This window comes from Mycobacterium hainanense (assembly GCF_041890355.1).
GTDB lineage: Bacteria > Actinomycetota > Actinomycetes > Mycobacteriales > Mycobacteriaceae > Mycobacterium > Mycobacterium hainanense.
The window spans coordinates 5,004,914-5,020,201 of sequence record NZ_CP169059.1; the positions used below are offsets into that span (position 1 = coordinate 5,004,914).

The following is a 15,288-nucleotide window of genomic DNA, read 5'->3' on the forward strand; positions in this document are numbered from 1 at the left end:
TCGACGTTGGGCGCGGGTACTAGTTGCTGGCGAAGAACTTCAGCGCCGCGTCGTTGACGGCGTCGGGGCGCTCGAAGAACCCGAGGTGGCCCGCGTCGGGGATCTGCACGTAGCGCCCATTGGGCAGCGCGTCGGCGACCTCGCGCCCCAGGTAAGGCGGAGTCAGCACGTCGTCGGAGAAGCCGATCACCAGCACCGGCGTCGCGATGCTGCGGTAGGCCGGCAGCCGGTTGGTGTGCGGGGCGACGTCGAGCTGGCAGCGCGTGCCGGGGGTGGACTTGATCGGCCACATGGAAAACATCGCGATCCAGTCGGCGACGGCGACGTCGTCGTTGAGCGTCTTGCGCGAAAAGTTTTCCAGCAGACGGATTTTCGCGTCGTAGGAGTTCGGCAGCTGGACCCCGGCGTCGGTGAGCTCGGCCTCGGCGTCGCGAAAGAACTGGCGCGCCTTGTCCATGCGGCCTCGGGTGCCCATCAGCACCGCGGAGTGCACCAGTTCCGGCCGCGCCAGCATGAGCTCCTGGGCGATGAACGCGCCCATCGACATGCCGACGACGCGGGCCGGTGCGGCGTTCAGCCCCTCGATGAGTGCCGCGGTGTCGGCCACCATCGTCTGTGTCGTGAAACCCTGCGCGTTCTCGGTGGCGCCGATCCCGCGGTTGTCGAAGGTGATGACGCGGTAGCCGGCCGCCAGGAACGCGGGGAGCTGATACGGGTGCCACGTCCGCCCGGCACCGCCGTGGCCGCTGATGAACACCACAGGCTCGCCGGAGCCGCGGTCGTCGTAAGCCAGGTTGATCACTCGGACGACGGTACAAGGAGCGGGTGGCAGGCCCTGACCCGGTCGACCCACCACTGCCGCCGCTCCGGGGGCGCGGCCAGGGTCCGCAGCCGCGCCGGATCGGGGGTCACCGGCCCGACCGCCAGGGCGCCGTCGACGGGAGCGGCGACCTCGGCCACGTCTTCGACGAACAACCCGCCGGTGCCCAGCCCGCACGCGTAGCCCAACACCGGGAGGGCCGCCGCGGCGGCCAGCCCGGCCGCGATGCCCACCGCCGAGTCGATCGCGCTGGAGACCACGACCGGGATGTCGATCTGCGCGGCGATCGCCAGCATGGCCGAAATACCGCCCAGCGGAGCGACTTTGAGGACGGCGATGTCGGCGGCGCGGGCGCGGACCACGGCGAGCGGATCGTCGGCCTTGCGGATGCTCTCGTCGGCGGCGATCGGCACGTCTGGCATCTCTGGCCGCCGGCGCAGCGCGGCGAGCTCCTCGACCGTCGCGCAGGGTTGTTCGAGGTATTCCAGCGGGCCGTCGGCGGTCAGGGCGGCCGCCGCCCGCACCGCCTGCTCGACGCTCCAGCCGCCGTTGGCGTCGACCCGCACGGTCGGCACGAGTTCGCGGACGGCGTTGACCCGGTCGACGTCGTCGGCCAGGGTCTGGCCGGGCTCGGCGACCTTCACCTTGGCCGTGCGGGCGCCCGGGAACCGGGCCAGCACCTCGCCCACCCGGGCGGCGTCGACGGCCGGGACGGTGGCGTTGATCGGGATGCGGTCGCGCCGCGGCTGCGGCGGCGGGCGGTAGGCGGCCTCGATCCCGGCGGCCAGCCAGTGCGCGGCCTCGGGCGGCGCGTACTCCAGGAAGGCCCCGAACTCCCCCCAGCCCGCGGGACCCTCGATCAGCGCGACCTCCCGGGTGGTGATGCCGCGGAACCGCACCCGCATCGGCAATGCGACCACGTGCAGGCGGTGCAGAAGGTCCTCCAGCGTGGGCGTCACCGGCCGTAGACCTGGCGGCCCGCCAGGAACGTCGCGCGCACCTGAAGGTCGGCGATCTCCTCGGGCGGCACGGTCCGCGGATCGGCCGACAGCACCACCAGGTCGGCGTACTTGCCCACCTCCAGCGAGCCGATGACGTCGTCGGCGAACAACTGCCAGGCCGCGTCGATGGTCTGCGCGCGGATCGCCTGCTCGACCGTCAGCCGCTCCTCGGGCGCCAGCACCCGGCCGCTGGGCGCCGTGCGCGTGACCGCGACGCTGATGTTGCGCAACGGCTCCTCGGGCGTGACCGGCGGGTCGTTGTGCAACGAGATGCGCATGCCGGTGGCGACCGCCGAACCCGCTGGCATCCAACGGGATCCGCGTTCGGGTCCAAACAGCCCGTCGACGATGATGTCGCCCCAGTAGTGGATCTGGTCCACGAAGATGCTGCAGGTGACCCCAAGGTCGGCGGCGCGCTGCAGCTGCTCGGGCCGGATGGCGCCGACGTGCTCGAGCCGCAGCCGGTGGTCGTCGCGCGGGTGGCGCTTGAGCGCCTCTTCGTAGACGTCGAGGATGGTGTCCACCCCGGCGTCGCCCTGCACGTGGCAGGCCATGGGCCAGCCCAGCGGGAAGTAGGCGCCCACGATCTCGTGCAACTGCTCGGCGGTGTAGTTGGCGCATCCACACGAGCCGGGCACCACGCCGATGATCCGGGTGGCATCGGTGTCCAGATACGGGAAGGACAGGTCGATGTTGCCGATCCACGGCGAGCCGTCGACCCAGATCTTGATGCCGACCTGGCGCAACATGTCGTCGCCCTGGCCGGGGGTGGCGTCGGTGTGCATCTGCGGGTTGGAGATCTCATAGGTGCGCAGCCGGACGGTAAGCCGCGAACGCAGCTGTTCGACCAGCGGCCGGAAGCCGGGGTCGAACGCCATCTCCGAGCAGGTGGTCAGGCCGGCCCGGTTGAGTCGGGCGCACTCGGCGAGCAGCATCGCCGGGTAGTCGGCCATGTCGATGGCCCCACCGAGCAGCGGGAACACCGCGCCGGTCTCCTCGGCGGTGCCGTCGAGCTCACCGTCAGCGTCGCGGCCGTACTTGGCGCCCTTGGGGTCCGGGGTGTCGCGGGTCAGGCCGTGCGCCTTCGCGGCGGTGGAGTTGAAGAACGCCTTGTGGCCCGAGTTGTGCAGGATCACCAGCGGGCTGGCCGGGGCGACCTCGTCGAGCCAACTCAGCGTGGGTTCCGGCAGACCGTTCTGCAGCAGCGGGTCCCAGCCGTTGAGGTAGGCGCCTTCGGCACCGCGACGGGAGACCTCGGCGTGGATCGCGGCGACGACGTCGTCGGCGGCGCGCAGGGTGACCGGACGGATGTCGACGAAACGGTCCGACAGCGCGACCGCCTCCATCAGCGGATGGCCGTGCGCCTCAACGAAACCGGGCATCACGCAGCCGTCGCCGACGTCGACGGTCGCCGTGTCGGGCCCGATGTACGCGTCGATTTCGGAGCGGGTGCCGACGGCGACGATGCGGCCGTCGGCGACGGCGAGCGCCTCGGCCGTGGGCCGGTTCTCGTCGACGGTCAATAGGGTCCCGGTGACGACGAGATTTGCGGCAGCCATGTGCAGGGATGGTAGCGGCCGGAGGGGGTGGCTGACTAAAACTGCAACACGTTCTAGTCTTGGCGCATGAGTGATGATCTCCTGCGCCATCCCATTCATTCCGGACACCTGACCGTCGGTGCGCTCAAGCGCAACAAGAACAAGCCGGTGCTGCATCTCGGCGACACCACGCTGACCGGTGGACAGCTCGCCGAGCGCATCAGCCAGTACATCCAGGCGTTCGAGGCGCTCGGTGCGGGCACCGGCGCGACCGTCGGGCTGCTGTCGCTGAACCGGCCCGAGGTGCTGATGATCATCGGCGCCGGCCAGACCCAGGGCTATCGGCGCGTGGCACTGCACCCGCTGGGCTCCCTGGACGACCACGCCTACGTTCTGGGCGACGCCGGCGTGACGTCGCTGATCATCGACCCGAACCCGATGTTCGTCGAGCGGGCGCAGGGCCTGCTGGAGAAGGTGCCCGGCCTCAAGCAGGTCCTGACCATCGGCCCGGTCCCCGAGGCGCTCGGCGATTCGGCGGTGGACCTGGTGGCCGAGGCGGCCAAGTATCCGCCGAAGCCGTTGGTGGCGGCCGATCTTCCGCCCGACCACATCGGCGGGATGGCCTACACCGGCGGCACCACCGGCAAGCCCAAGGGCGTGCTGGGCACCGCGCAGTCGATCACCACGATGACCACGATCCAGTTGGCCGAGTGGGAGTGGCCCGACAACCCGCGGTTCTTGATGTGCACGCCGCTGTCGCATGCCGGGGCGGCGTTCTTCGTGCCGACCATCATCAAGGGCGGGGAGCTGGTGGTGCTGACCAAGTTCGACCCGGCCGAGGTGCTGCGCGTGATCGAGGAGCAGAAGATCACCGCGACCATGCTGGTGCCGTCGATGATCTACGCGCTGATGGACCACCCGGATTCGCACACCCGCGACCTGTCCTCGCTGGAGACGGTTTATTACGGCGCCTCGGCGATGAACCCGGTGCGGCTTGCCGAGGCCATCCGCCGCTTCGGGCCGATCTTCGCCCAGTACTACGGGCAGTCCGAGGCCCCGATGGTGATCTCGTACCTGGCCAAGAAGGACCACGACGAGAAGCGGCTCACCTCCTGCGGGCGGCCCACCCTGTTCGCCCGCACGGCGCTGCTGGGCGCCGACGGCGAGCCGGTGCCGCAGGGCGAGGTCGGCGAGATCTGCGTGTCCGGGCCGCTTTTGAGCGGCGGGTACTGGAACCTGCCGGAGGAGACGGCCAAGACCTTCAAGGACGGGTGGCTGCACACCGGCGACATGGCCCGCGAGGACGAGGATGGCTTCTGGTTCATCGTCGACCGGGTCAAGGACATGATCGTCACGGGCGGGTTCAACGTGTTCCCGCGCGAGGTCGAGGACGTGGTCGCCGAGCACCCGGCCGTCGCGCAGGTGTGCGTGATCGGCACGCCGGACGAGAAGTGGGGCGAAGCCGTCACCGCGGTGATCGTGCTGCGGCCCGACCATCCCTCCGACGAGGAGGCGGTGGCCAAGGTCACCGTCGAGATCCAGGCGGCCGTCAAGGAGCGCAAGGGTTCGGTGCAATCGCCCAAGCAGGTGATCGTCGTCGACTCGGTGCCGGTGACCGCGCTGGGCAAGCCCGACAAGAAAGCCGTGCGCGCGCAGTTCTGGGAGGGCGCCGGCCGCGCGGTCGGCTGAGTCGTCAGGCGGCGATCCCGGCGACCAGCAGGTCGAGCATGCGGCCGGTCTGCTCGGGCGAGCCGCTGGCCAGAAAGATGCCGATCAGGCTGGACACCACGTCGTCGGCCTGCACGTCGGCGCGCAGGCTGCCGTCCTCGGCCCCGGCCCGCAACAGCAGCTCGACGGCGCCGACGATGCTGTCCCGGGTCTGGCCGGCCTGCATGGCACCTGAGGCGAAGATCGCCTGCAGCGACTCGGCCATGCCGCGCTTGGCGGCCACGAATGACGCGTAGCGATCCATCCAGCGGCGCAGCGCCGTCTGGGGTGGGTGGCGCTTGAGCAGCCGCCCGGCCGCCGCGGCCACTTCGGCGAGCTCCGCGCGGTAGATCGCCTCGACGAGCGCCTCTCGATTCGGGAAATGGCGGTACAGCGTGCCGATCCCCACGCCGGCCTCGCGCGCGATGGCCTCCAGCGACACCGGTCGCCCGTCGGCGGTGGCGAACGCCGCCGCCGCCACCTCGAGCAGGCGCTCGCGATTCCGGCGCGCGTCCGATCGGATCCCGGCCAAGCGGAGGCTCCTCCACTTCTGTTACGCTCTCGGACAAGCGGAGGACCCTCCGCATTTCTCCAGTGTGACACGAGGGAGCACCATGACGGACAAACCACGGCCCGGCGGTCTCGGCAGGATCGGCACGTCGACCGTCGCGCGCATGGGCTACGGCGCCATGCAACTGTTCGAGGCCGCGCCGGAAGACGCGGCCACCGTGCTGCGCCGCGCGGTCGAGCTCGGCGTCAACCACATCGACACGGCATCGTTCTACGGCCCCGGCGAGGTGAACCGCCGGATCCGGGCGGCGCTGGCCCCCTACGCCGACGACCTCGTCATCGTCAGCAAGGTCGGCGCCCGCTACACCGGCGAACAGCCCATGCCCCTGGCGGCGGCACAAAAGCCCGCGGAGCTGCGCGCCGCGGTCGAGGACGACCTGCGTCAGCTCGGCCTGGACTGCGTCCCGGTGGTCAACCTTCGGCGCATGGACCTCGGCCCCGGCGTGGCCGCCGAGGGCGATCAGAAGGTGGACGTCGACGACCAGCTCGCCGAGATGATCGCGCTGCGCGACGAGGGCAAAATCGGCGCGATCGGCATCAGCGCCGTGCCGGTGGACGTGGTGCGGCGCGCGCTGCCGGCGGGAATAGTCTGCGTGCAGAACGCGTACAGCGCGCTCGACCGCTCGCAGGAAGACACGTTGCGACTGTGCGCCGCAGAGGGTGTCGCGTGGGTGCCCTACTTCCCGCTGGGATCGTCGTTTCCCGGTTTCCCGAAGGTCGCCGACCATCCGGTGGTGGTCGAGATCGCCGGCCGGCTCGGGGTCACCGGCGCCCAGGTCGGCCTGGCGTGGCTGCTGGCGCATACGCCGAACACGTTGCTGATCCCCGGCACGCGATCCGTCGGGCACCTGGAAGAGAACCTGGGCGCGGGTGACGTCAGCCTGGATGCCGAGGCGCTGGAAAAACTCGACGCCGTCGGCTAGCTGATTACTGCGCCGAGCATGCGGCTGGCCGCACACTCGCGTTCGAATGCACGGCTGGGCGCACACTCGGCGCCTCAATCGGCGCGAGGTAACGTCGCGGGGTATGGGAAGCGGCAAACCGATCAAGCCGCCGTGGTGGCTGAAGCCGGCCAACAAGGTCTTCATCCAGATGTCGCGGCTGGGAATGAGTTTCGGCGGCGAGAGCCCCGTCGTGTTGACGGTGGCCGGCCGCAAGTCCGGCGCGCCGCGCTCGACCCCGGTGACCCCCATGACCGTCGACGGCCGGCAGTACGTCGTCGCGGGGTTCCCGGGCGCCGACTGGGTGGCCAACGTGCGGGCCGCCGGCGAGGCGACGATCGCGCGCGGGCGGCGCGCCCAGAGGGTGCGGATGGCCGAGCTGCCGGCCGCGGAAGCGCGGCCGATCCTGCGACTCTTCCCCACCGAGGTGCCGACGGGCGTCGGCTTCATGAAGCGGGCGGGGCTCGTCACCGAGGGCCGTCCCGAGGAGTTCGAGGCCCTGGCCGGCCGCTGCGCCGTGTTCCGACTGGACCCGGCTTAGGAGTTCAAACACCTTGACTGACAATCCATTTGACGAGCAGGCCTGGCGGCCCGTTGACGGGTTCGACGGCCTGACCGACATCACCTATCACCGCCACGTCACCGACGCGACGGTCCGGGTGGCCTTCGACCGCCCCGAGGTGCGCAACGCGTTTCGCCCGCACACCGTCGACGAGCTCTACCGGGTGCTCGACCACGCGCGGATGTCGCCCGACGTGGGGGTGGTGCTGCTGACCGGCAACGGGCCGTCGCCGAAGGACGGCGGCTGGGCGTTCTGCTCCGGCGGCGACCAGCGCATCCGCGGGCGCAGCGGGTACCAGTACGCGAGCGGTGACACGGCGGACACCGTGGACACCGCCCGCGCCGGGCGGCTGCACATCCTCGAGGTGCAGCGGCTGATCCGGTTCATGCCCAAGGTGGTCATCTGCCTGGTCAACGGGTGGGCCGCCGGCGGCGGGCACAGCCTGCACGTGGTGTGCGACCTCACCCTGGCCAGCCGCGAGCACGCCCGGTTCAAGCAGACCGACGCCGACGTCGGCAGCTTCGACGGCGGCTACGGCAGCGCGTACCTGGCGCGCCAGGTGGGCCAGAAGTTCGCCCGCGAGATCTTCTTCCTGGGCCGTGCGTACACCGCCGAGCAGATGCACCACATGGGCGCGGTCAACGCGGTCATCGACCACGCCGACCTGGAACGGGCGGGCATCGAGTGGGCGGCCGAGATCAACGCCAAATCGCCTCAGGCGCAACGGATGCTCAAGTTCGCCTTCAACCTGCTCGACGACGGGCTGGTGGGTCAGCAGCTGTTCGCCGGCGAGGCCACCCGGCTCGCGTACATGACCGACGAGGCCGTCGAGGGCCGCGACGCCTTCCTGGAGAAGCGGCCGCCGGACTGGAGCCGGTTCCCCCGCTACTTCTAGGGGGGTCACGCTGGCGTGACACTCGGCGCCGAACGTCACGCTGGCGTGACGCTCGTCGGATTCGAGCCCGCCCCTAGACTCCCCACGTGAGCAAGAGCCCCCTTCGCCGTTTCACCGACCAGCTGGTGCTGGCCACCATGCGGCCGCCGATGGCCCCGCAGGTGCTGGTCAACCGCCCCGCCATCAAGCCCGTCGACCTCGCCGGCAAGCGCATCCTGCTCACCGGGGCGTCTTCGGGCATCGGGGAGGCCGCGGCGGAACTGCTCGCCCGCGAGGGCGCGACGGTGGTGGTCGTCGCCCGGCGTCAGGACCTGCTCGACGCGCTCGCGCAGCGGATCACCGCGGCGGGCGGCAGCGCGCTCGCCCTGCCGTGCGACGTCTCCGACCTGGACGCCGTCGACGCGTTGGTCGCCGACGTCGAGAAGCGCCTCGGCGGGGTGGACATCCTGATCAACAACGCCGGCCGGTCCATCCGGCGCCCGCTGGCCGAGTCGCTGGAACGCTGGCACGACGTCGAGCGGACCATCGCGCTCAACTACTACGCGCCGCTGCGACTGATCCGCGGGCTGGCGCCCGGGATGCTCGAGCGCGGCGACGGACACGTCATCAACGTCTCCACGTGGGGGGTGCTGTCGGAGGCCTCGCCGCTGTTCGCGGTCTACAACGCGTCGAAGGCCGCGCTGTCGGCGGTGAGCCGCGTCGTGGAGACCGAGTGGGGCCAGCGGGGCGTGCATTCGACGACGCTGTACTACCCGCTGGTGGCCACGCCGATGATCGCGCCGACGAAGGCCTACGAGGGCATGCCCGCGCTCACGTCGGCGGAGGCCGCCGAATGGATGCTGACCGCCGCCCGCACCCGGCCGGTGCGGATCGCGCCGCGGATGGCGATCGCCGCCAAGGCGCTGGACACCTTCGGCCCCCGCTTCGTCAACGCGATCATGCAACGCCAAAGCATCCAGCCCAACCGCGCTGAGCAGTAGCTGACCGGCTCGTGTGATAGACACGACACCATGGAGATCCTGGCCAGCCGGATGCTGTTCCGGCCGGCGGACTATCAGCAGTCGTTGGCGTTTTACCGGGACCAGATCGGGCTCGCGATAGCCCGCGAGTATGGCGCGGGCACAGTCTTTTTCGCCGGCCAGTCGTTGCTGGAGCTGGCCGGCTACGGCTCTCCGGACCACTCCCGCGGCCCCTTCCCCGGCGCGCTGTGGCTCCAGGTGCGCGACATCGAGGCCACCCAAGCCGATTTGCAAAGCCGGGGCGTGGCGATCGCGCGCGAGGCGCGCCAAGAGCCCTGGGGCCTATACGAAATGCACGTGACGGACCCGGACGGCATCACGCTGATCTTCGTTCAGATCCCTCCGGACCACCCGTTACGGCGCGACACCCGGGGTGAACGACAGGCAAAGTCCGGTTAACTGAGAGGTAACATCTGGCGACGACTCTAGGTACATCCGCGATTCGGGTCTTGCTGCATTCGACAATGGAATCCCCCTACCACCAGAATCGGGCGCTGTGAACATCCAATTGTTCCTTCTGATCATTGTCGTAATCACGGCACTGGCTTTCGATTTCACGAACGGCTTCCACGACACCGGCAACGCGATGGCGACCTCGATCGCCAGCGGTGCGCTCAAGCCCAAGGTGGCCGTCGCGCTGTCCGCGGTGCTCAATCTCGTGGGCGCGTTCATGTCCACCGCCGTCGCCGCCACGATTGCCAAGGGCCTGATCGACGGGCACATCGTGACGCTGGAGCTGGTCTTCGCCGGCCTGGTCGGCGGCATCGTGTGGAACCTGCTTACCTGGCTCCTCGGCATCCCGTCGAGTTCCTCGCACGCCCTGATCGGCGGCATCGTCGGCGCCACGATCGCGGCCGTCGGCGGGCACGGCGTGATCTGGAAGGGGCTGGTGTCCCACGTGCTCATCCCCGCCGTCGTCGCCGCGATCCTGGCCATCGTGGTCGGGGCCATCGCGACCTGGCTGGTCTACCGGGTCACCCGGGGCCTCGACACCAGCCGCACCGAGGCCGGCTTTCGGTACGGCCAGTGGGGCTCGGCGTCGCTGGTGTCGCTGGCGCACGGCACCGGCGACGCACAGAAGACAATGGGCATCATCTTCCTGGCCCTGATGTCCTACGGGTCGATCAGCAAGAGCACCGCCGCGCCGCCGCTGTGGGTCATCGGGGCCTGCGCGCTGGCGATGGCGGCGGGCACCTACCTGGGCGGCTGGCGCATCATCCGCACCTTGGGCAAGGGGCTGGTCGAGATCCAGTCGCCGCAGGGCATGGCCGCCGAATCGTCCTCTGCCGCGGTCATTCTGCTGTCCACCCACTTCGGCTACGCGCTGTCGACCACCCAGGTCTGCACGGGCTCGGTGCTCGGCAGCGGGCTCGGCAAGCCCGGCGGCGAGGTCCGCTGGGGCGTCGCCGGCCGCATGGGCGTCGCCTGGCTGGTGACGCTGCCGCTGGCCGGGTTCGTCGGCGCGCTCACCTATTGGATCGTGCACCTGATCGGCGGCTACCCGGGCGCCATCGTCGGTTTCGCGATGCTGGTCGCGGTCTCCGCCACCATCTACATCCGGTCGCGCAAGGTCAAGGTCGACCACAACAACGTCAACGCCGAATGGAAGGGCGACCTGACCGCCGGGCTCGAAGCCGAGGATGCCCACCACCACCACCCGCCAACGGACGTTCACCCGCCGAATGGCAGCGGCAAGTCCCGCCGGTATGACTCCGACGACCCCACGATGAAGGCGAACGCCTGATGAGTCACTTCAGCGATTGGTTCAACTACCAGGCCTCCCTGAAGATCCTGCTCTTCTCCATGCTGGCCGGAGCCGCCTTGCCGGGGCTGTTCGCCCTGGGGTTGCGGTTCCACGCGGTGGGCGCCGGGCAGGTCAGCACCCAGGGCGGCTCGCCACAGAAGAACCCGGCACTGCTGGCGCTCGCCTGGTTGATCTATGCGCTGGTCGTCGTGGTGATCGGCTTCGCCTTGGCGTACATCTCGCGCGACTTCATCGCCCACCACACCGGAGTGGCCTTCCTCGGAGCCAAACCCAAGTAGCATCGAGTGATGCCCACCGCGTTACCGAGCCGGACACCGGGGGGAGCTGGACCAGCGTGAACGGATTTCTCAACTCGATCGTCTCGTGGCTGCGCGCGGGATACCCCGAAGGCGTCCCGGCCACGGACACCTTCCCGGTGCTCGCGCTGCTGGCCCGCCGGCTGTCCAACGACGAGGTCAAGGCCGTCGCCTGCGAGCTGGTCAACCGGGGCGAATTCGACAACGTCGACATCGGGGTGCTGATCACCCAGATCACCGACAACCTGCCCTCGCCCGACGACGTGGAGCGGGTGCGGGTGCGGTTGGCCGCGCAGGGCTGGCCGTTCGACGACGCGGACGAGGTCGAGGACCCCGCATAGCCCTACTGCGCGCACTCACGGTCCCGCCGGGCTCGGCCGTCGCGTCGTTGCTACCCGCCCTGGAACGCGTGCTGGACGGGCGCGACCCCGCTCTGGTCGCCCTCGCGCCCGGCTCGGAGGCGCTGGCGGCGGGGCTGCGGGTCGGCGAGCCCATCGACGACGACGTGGCCCTGGTCGTGACGACGTCGGGGACCACGGGCGCCCCCAAGGGCGCGCTGCTCACCGCCGCCGCGCTGACCGCCAGCGCGACGGCCACCCATGACCGCCTCGGCGGCCCTGGCCGCTGGCTGCTGGCGCTGCCGCCGCATCACATCGCGGGCCTGCAGGTGCTGGTGCGCAGCGCGCTCGCCGGCTCGCCGCCCGTCGAGCTGGATGTCTCCGCAGGCTTCGATATCACCGAATTACCAAGCGCAATAAGGCGATTGGGGCCAGGGCGGCGGTACACGTCGCTGGTGGCCGCGCAGCTGGCCAAGGCGCTGACCGACCCGTCGGCCACGGCCGCGCTCGCCGAACTGGACGCCGTGTTGCTCGGCGGCGGCCCCGCCCCGCAGGGCGTGCTCGACGCCGCCGCGGCGGCCGGTGTCGCCGTGGTCCGCACCTACGGGATGAGCGAGACCGCGGGGGGCTGCGTCTACGACGGCGTGGCGCTGGGCGGTGTCCTGGTCCGGATCGCGGCCGACGGGCGCGTCGTCCTCGGCGGCGCGACGCTGGCCAAGGGCTACCGCAACCCGGTGCAGCCCGACCCGTTCGCCGAACCGGGCTGGTTCCGCACCGACGACCTCGGTGTCGTCGACCAGGCCGGCGTGCTGACCGTGCTGGGCCGCGCCGACGACGCGATCAGCACGGGCGGGCTGACCGTGCTGCCGCAACTGGTCGAGGCCGCGCTGGACACCCATCCCGCCGTCGGGGACTGCGTGGTGTTCGGCGTGCCCGACGACCGGCTTGGCCAGCGGGTGGTCGCCGCGATCGTGGTGGCCGACGGACGACCGGCCCCGGCGCTGGACGCCCTGCGCGCCCACGTGGCGCGGACCCTCGACGCCACCGCCGCGCCGCGCGAAGTGCACGTCGTCGATGCGCTGCCGCGGCGCGGCATCGGCAAGGTCGACCGGGCCGCGCTGGTGCGCCGGTTCGCCGGTCTCGCCGATCAATAGGCTGGTCGACCGTGAGGGTGGCACGCCGGGAGTCCGTGGCCGTCGCGGTCGGGGCGGCGCTGGTGGCGGCGGCGTTCGTGCTGCCGCGGCTGCCCTGGGGTGTGCGCCCGCGGACCGACGTCGGCCAGGAGCGGTTCGGCACGCACGCCGGGGCCGCGCCGATCTTCGGCGCATGGGAGATCCACGCCAGCTGGGGCACCGGGCCCGCCATCGCGATCGCGGCCGCCGCCGTACTATGGGGACCGATTCTGGCGCAACGCCTTTCGTGGCGGATCCTGGCGCTGGGCACCTGGGCAACCGCCTGCGGGTGGGCGTTCGCGCTGGCGATGATCGACGGCTGGCAGCGCGGTTTCGCCGGCCGGCTGACCACCCGCGACGAGTATCTGTCGCAGGTGCCGGGCATCACCGACATCCCCGCCACGCTGCGCACGTTCGCGAGCCGGATCGTCGACTACCAACCGAACTCGTGGACCACCCACGTCTCCGGGCATCCGCCCGGCGCGCTGCTCACGTTCGTCTGGCTGGACCGGATCGGGCTGCACGGCGGCGCCTGGGCGGGGCTGTTGTGCCTGCTGGCCGGCTCCAGCGCGGCGGCCGCGGTGCTGGTCGCCGTCCGCGCGCTGGCCGACGAACGGACCGCCCGGCGGGCCGCGCCGTTCGTGGCGGTGGCGCCGACGGCGATCTGGATCGCGGTCTCGGCCGACGGCTACTTCGCCGGGGTGGCGGCGTGGGGCATCGCGCTGCTGGCCGTGGCGGTGCACCGAGGAGTCCGCTTCCCCGCGCTGACGGCTGCCGCCGCCGGGCTGCTCCTGGGCTGGGGCGTGTTCTGCAACTACGGGCTGACGCTGATGGGCCTGCCGGCGCTGGCGGTGCTGGCATCGGCCGCCGACTGGCGCGCGGCGCTGCGGGCGCTCGGCCCGGCGACGCTGGCGGCCGTTGCCGTGGCGTCAACCTTCGCGGTGGCGGGGTTCTACTGGTTCGACGGCTACCACCTTGTGCAGCAACGCTATTGGCAGGGCATCGCCAAGGACCGCCCATTTCAGTACTGGAGCTGGGCCAACCTGGCGTCCGTCGTCTGCGCGATCGGGTTGGGCAGCGTCGCCGGCGTCAGCCGGGTGTTCGACGCGGCGGCCATCCGTCGCCGCTCCGGGTTTCACCTGCTGCTGCTGGGCATGCTTGCCGCCATCGCGTGCGCCGATCTGAGCATGCTGAGCAAGGCGGAGGTGGAGCGGATCTGGCTGCCCTTCACCGTCTGGCTCACGGCGGCGCCCGCGCTGCTTCCGGCCCGGTCACACCGGATGTGGCTGGCGCTCAACGCCGCCGGCGCGGTGTTGCTGAACACCGTCATCGTCACCAACTGGTGATCGGCTACAGGCCGGCCGCGCGGGTGACCTCGGCGAAGCGGCTGGACGGGCGGCAGGCCGCGCGCACGGCGGCAACGTCCTCGGCGAAGTCGAAGTCGGCCAGCACCGGGGCCGCGTAGGGCTCAATTCCCAAGTCGTGCAACGCCCGGTAGGTCAGCAAGCCGGTATCCGGCTGCGACATCGGGACGGTGCGCAGGCATTCGGCCGCCGCCGGGCTCCGTAAACCCAGCACCCACCAGCCGCCGTCGACGGCCGGCCCGAGCACAGCCGCCGCCTCCCGCAGCCGGTGGGCGCAATCGGTCAACATGTCGGCGGTCACCTGCGGCGTGTCCATCCCGATCTGCACCACCGGGTAGCCGTCGGCGGCATCGGCATGAGCGTTGGCCAGCCGGTCGGCGAAGTCCACCCCACGCTGGGGAATCACCGTAAAGGCCCGCAGCCGTCGCCGGATCTCGGAGGCGCCGGCCGCCGCGTCCAGGTCGCCGGTCATGGCCACCACCCGGTTCGCCGCCGCCGCGGCGGCCACCGCGTCCAGCGTGTCCAGCAGCGCGGCCGCGGCGATCTCGGCGGCCACCACGTCCCCCACCGTCGCGGCGAGCCGGGTCTTGGCCCGGCCCGGCTCCGGCGCCTTGGCGACCACCAGCAGCGTCACCGGAAGGGTCACGAAATCACCTTCCAGAAGTCGAGGATCGCGGTGACGCTCCCCCGCAGCGAACCGCTGACCTTCGACTTGCCGCCGGTGCGGGGACCGTAGCTGACGTCCAGCTCGACCACGTGCCAACCGGCGGCCGCCGCGCGCACCAGCAGCTCCAGCGGATACCCCGAGCGGCGGTCGGTGACGCCCAGGTTCAGCAGCGCCTCGCGCCGCGCCACCCGCATCGGTGCGATGTCGTGCACCGGCAACCCGTGGCGGGTGCGCAGCCGCCAGCTCATCACCACGGTGCCGACCCGGGCGACCCACGGCCAGTGCAGCCCGGCCACCGGCCGGCGCCTTCCGATCACCAGGTCGGCGCCCTGCTCGAGCGCGGCGACCAGTCGCGGCAGGTCGCCGGGGTCCATCGAGCCGTCGGCGTCGATGACCGCGACGATCGGGGTGGTCGCGGCGACCACGCCCGCGTGCACCGCCGAGCCGTACCCGGCCCGCGGCTCGGCCACGACATCGGCGCCATGGCGCCGCGCCACCGCGGCGGTGTCGTCGGTGCTGTTGTTGTCGACCACCAACGCCCGGTAGCCGGCGGGGATGGCCGCCAGCACCGCCGGCAGCGACTCCTCCTCGTTCAGGCAGGGCAGCACCACCGTGACGGCGTCGGGCATCGCC

17 protein-coding genes are annotated in these 15,288 nt (G+C 71.1%); 11 read left to right on the forward strand and 6 right to left on the reverse strand.

Annotation, left to right across the window (positions count from 1 at the left end; all coding sequences use genetic code 11):
- Positions 1–19 precede the first annotated feature (19 nt).
- Genes ACEL92_RS23545 through ACEL92_RS23555 form a run of 3 tightly spaced genes read right to left on the reverse strand, consistent with a single transcriptional unit; the run spans position 20 to position 3,380 of the window.
- Positions 20–802, reverse strand: coding sequence for an alpha/beta fold hydrolase (locus ACEL92_RS23545; RefSeq protein WP_374022996.1), 783 nt, complete (start codon positions 800–802; stop codon positions 20–22).
- Positions 799–1,725 (reverse strand): o-succinylbenzoate synthase, encoded by a 927-nt coding sequence (locus tag ACEL92_RS23550; RefSeq protein ID WP_374026354.1) that lies wholly within the window; start codon positions 1,723–1,725, stop codon positions 799–801. The genes ACEL92_RS23545 and ACEL92_RS23550 overlap by 4 nt, the downstream gene beginning before the upstream one ends.
- A gap of 50 nt (positions 1,726–1,775) precedes the next feature.
- The gene (locus tag ACEL92_RS23555) at positions 1,776–3,380 is read right to left on the reverse strand and encodes an amidohydrolase (RefSeq protein WP_374022997.1); all 1,605 of its coding nucleotides are present in this window, start codon (positions 3,378–3,380) and stop codon (positions 1,776–1,778) included.
- A gap of 66 nt (positions 3,381–3,446) precedes the next feature.
- On the opposite strand from ACEL92_RS23555, the gene fadD8 reads away from it, so the two are divergent.
- Positions 3,447–5,048, forward strand: a complete 1,602-nt coding sequence (fadD8, locus tag ACEL92_RS23560; RefSeq protein ID WP_374022998.1) for a fatty-acid--CoA ligase FadD8 — start codon at positions 3,447–3,449, stop codon at positions 5,046–5,048.
- A 4-nt stretch (positions 5,049–5,052) separates the two neighbouring features.
- Here fadD8 and ACEL92_RS23565 read toward each other — a convergent pair whose 3' ends face one another.
- Positions 5,053–5,598, reverse strand: coding sequence for a TetR/AcrR family transcriptional regulator (locus ACEL92_RS23565; protein WP_374022999.1), 546 nt, complete (start codon positions 5,596–5,598; stop codon positions 5,053–5,055).
- Positions 5,599–5,680: 82 nt separating this feature from the next.
- On the opposite strand from ACEL92_RS23565, the gene ACEL92_RS23570 reads away from it, so the two are divergent.
- From ACEL92_RS23570 to ACEL92_RS23615, 10 genes are all read left to right on the forward strand, one after another.
- Positions 5,681–6,559, forward strand: a complete 879-nt coding sequence (locus ACEL92_RS23570; RefSeq protein WP_374023000.1) for an aldo/keto reductase — start codon at positions 5,681–5,683, stop codon at positions 6,557–6,559.
- 103 nt (positions 6,560–6,662) lie between these two features.
- The gene (locus ACEL92_RS23575) at positions 6,663–7,118 is read left to right on the forward strand and encodes a nitroreductase family deazaflavin-dependent oxidoreductase (RefSeq protein ID WP_374023001.1); all 456 of its coding nucleotides are present in this window, start codon (positions 6,663–6,665) and stop codon (positions 7,116–7,118) included.
- Positions 7,119–7,131: 13 nt separating this feature from the next.
- Positions 7,132–8,034 carry a 1,4-dihydroxy-2-naphthoyl-CoA synthase gene (locus ACEL92_RS23580; protein ID WP_374023002.1) on the forward strand — a complete coding sequence of 301 codons (903 nt, stop codon included), beginning with the start codon at positions 7,132–7,134 and terminating at the stop codon, positions 8,032–8,034.
- 86 nt (positions 8,035–8,120) lie between these two features.
- On the forward strand, positions 8,121–9,014 hold the full coding sequence (locus ACEL92_RS23585) for an SDR family oxidoreductase (RefSeq protein WP_374023003.1): 894 nt from the start codon (positions 8,121–8,123) through the stop codon (positions 9,012–9,014).
- Between the two features lie 30 nt (positions 9,015–9,044).
- Positions 9,045–9,452 (forward strand): VOC family protein, encoded by a 408-nt coding sequence (locus tag ACEL92_RS23590; protein ID WP_374023004.1) that lies wholly within the window; start codon positions 9,045–9,047, stop codon positions 9,450–9,452.
- A 97-nt stretch (positions 9,453–9,549) separates the two neighbouring features.
- The gene (locus ACEL92_RS23595) at positions 9,550–10,797 is read left to right on the forward strand and encodes an anion permease (RefSeq protein ID WP_374023005.1); all 1,248 of its coding nucleotides are present in this window, start codon (positions 9,550–9,552) and stop codon (positions 10,795–10,797) included.
- Positions 10,797–11,096 carry a hypothetical protein gene (locus tag ACEL92_RS23600; protein ID WP_374023006.1) on the forward strand — a complete coding sequence of 100 codons (300 nt, stop codon included), beginning with the start codon at positions 10,797–10,799 and terminating at the stop codon, positions 11,094–11,096. The genes ACEL92_RS23595 and ACEL92_RS23600 overlap by 1 nt, the downstream gene beginning before the upstream one ends.
- 56 nt (positions 11,097–11,152) lie before the next feature.
- A complete protein-coding gene (locus tag ACEL92_RS23605) occupies positions 11,153–11,455 on the forward strand; it encodes a DUF3349 domain-containing protein (protein ID WP_374023007.1) in 303 nt (100 codons plus the stop codon).
- A gap of 68 nt (positions 11,456–11,523) precedes the next feature.
- Positions 11,524–12,606, forward strand: a complete 1,083-nt coding sequence (gene menE, locus ACEL92_RS23610; protein WP_374023008.1) for an o-succinylbenzoate--CoA ligase — start codon at positions 11,524–11,526, stop codon at positions 12,604–12,606.
- Between the two features lie 11 nt (positions 12,607–12,617).
- The gene (locus ACEL92_RS23615; protein WP_374023009.1) at positions 12,618–13,970 is read left to right on the forward strand and encodes a hypothetical protein; all 1,353 of its coding nucleotides are present in this window, start codon (positions 12,618–12,620) and stop codon (positions 13,968–13,970) included.
- Between the two features lie 4 nt (positions 13,971–13,974).
- Here ACEL92_RS23615 and ACEL92_RS23620 read toward each other — a convergent pair whose 3' ends face one another.
- Positions 13,975–14,634 (reverse strand): DUF2064 domain-containing protein, encoded by a 660-nt coding sequence (locus tag ACEL92_RS23620; protein WP_374023010.1) that lies wholly within the window; start codon positions 14,632–14,634, stop codon positions 13,975–13,977.
- On the reverse strand, positions 14,631–15,284 hold the full coding sequence (locus ACEL92_RS23625; RefSeq protein WP_374023011.1) for a glycosyltransferase family 2 protein: 654 nt from the start codon (positions 15,282–15,284) through the stop codon (positions 14,631–14,633). Before ACEL92_RS23625 ends, ACEL92_RS23620 begins: the two co-directional genes overlap by 4 nt.
- Between the last annotated feature and the right edge of the window lie 4 nt (positions 15,285–15,288).

Excerpts from the sequence above, each read along its gene's own strand:
- ACEL92_RS23625 (WP_374023011.1), bottom strand. The coding sequence starts at position 15,284 with ATGCCCGACGCCGTCACGGTGGTGCTGCCCTGCCTGAACGAGGAGGAG.
- ACEL92_RS23555 (WP_374022997.1), bottom strand. The coding sequence starts at position 3,380 with ATGGCTGCCGCAAATCTCGTCGTCACCGGGACCCTATTGACCGTCGAC.
- ACEL92_RS23590 (WP_374023004.1), top strand. The coding sequence starts at position 9,045 with ATGGAGATCCTGGCCAGCCGGATGCTGTTCCGGCCGGCGGACTATCAG.
- ACEL92_RS23600 (WP_374023006.1), top strand. The coding sequence starts at position 10,797 with ATGAGTCACTTCAGCGATTGGTTCAACTACCAGGCCTCCCTGAAGATC.
- ACEL92_RS23550 (WP_374026354.1), bottom strand. The coding sequence starts at position 1,725 with ATGCGGGTGCGGTTCCGCGGCATCACCACCCGGGAGGTCGCGCTGATC.
- fadD8 (WP_374022998.1), top strand. The coding sequence starts at position 3,447 with ATGAGTGATGATCTCCTGCGCCATCCCATTCATTCCGGACACCTGACC.
- ACEL92_RS23575 (WP_374023001.1), top strand. The coding sequence starts at position 6,663 with ATGGGAAGCGGCAAACCGATCAAGCCGCCGTGGTGGCTGAAGCCGGCC.
- ACEL92_RS23570 (WP_374023000.1), top strand. The coding sequence starts at position 5,681 with ATGACGGACAAACCACGGCCCGGCGGTCTCGGCAGGATCGGCACGTCG.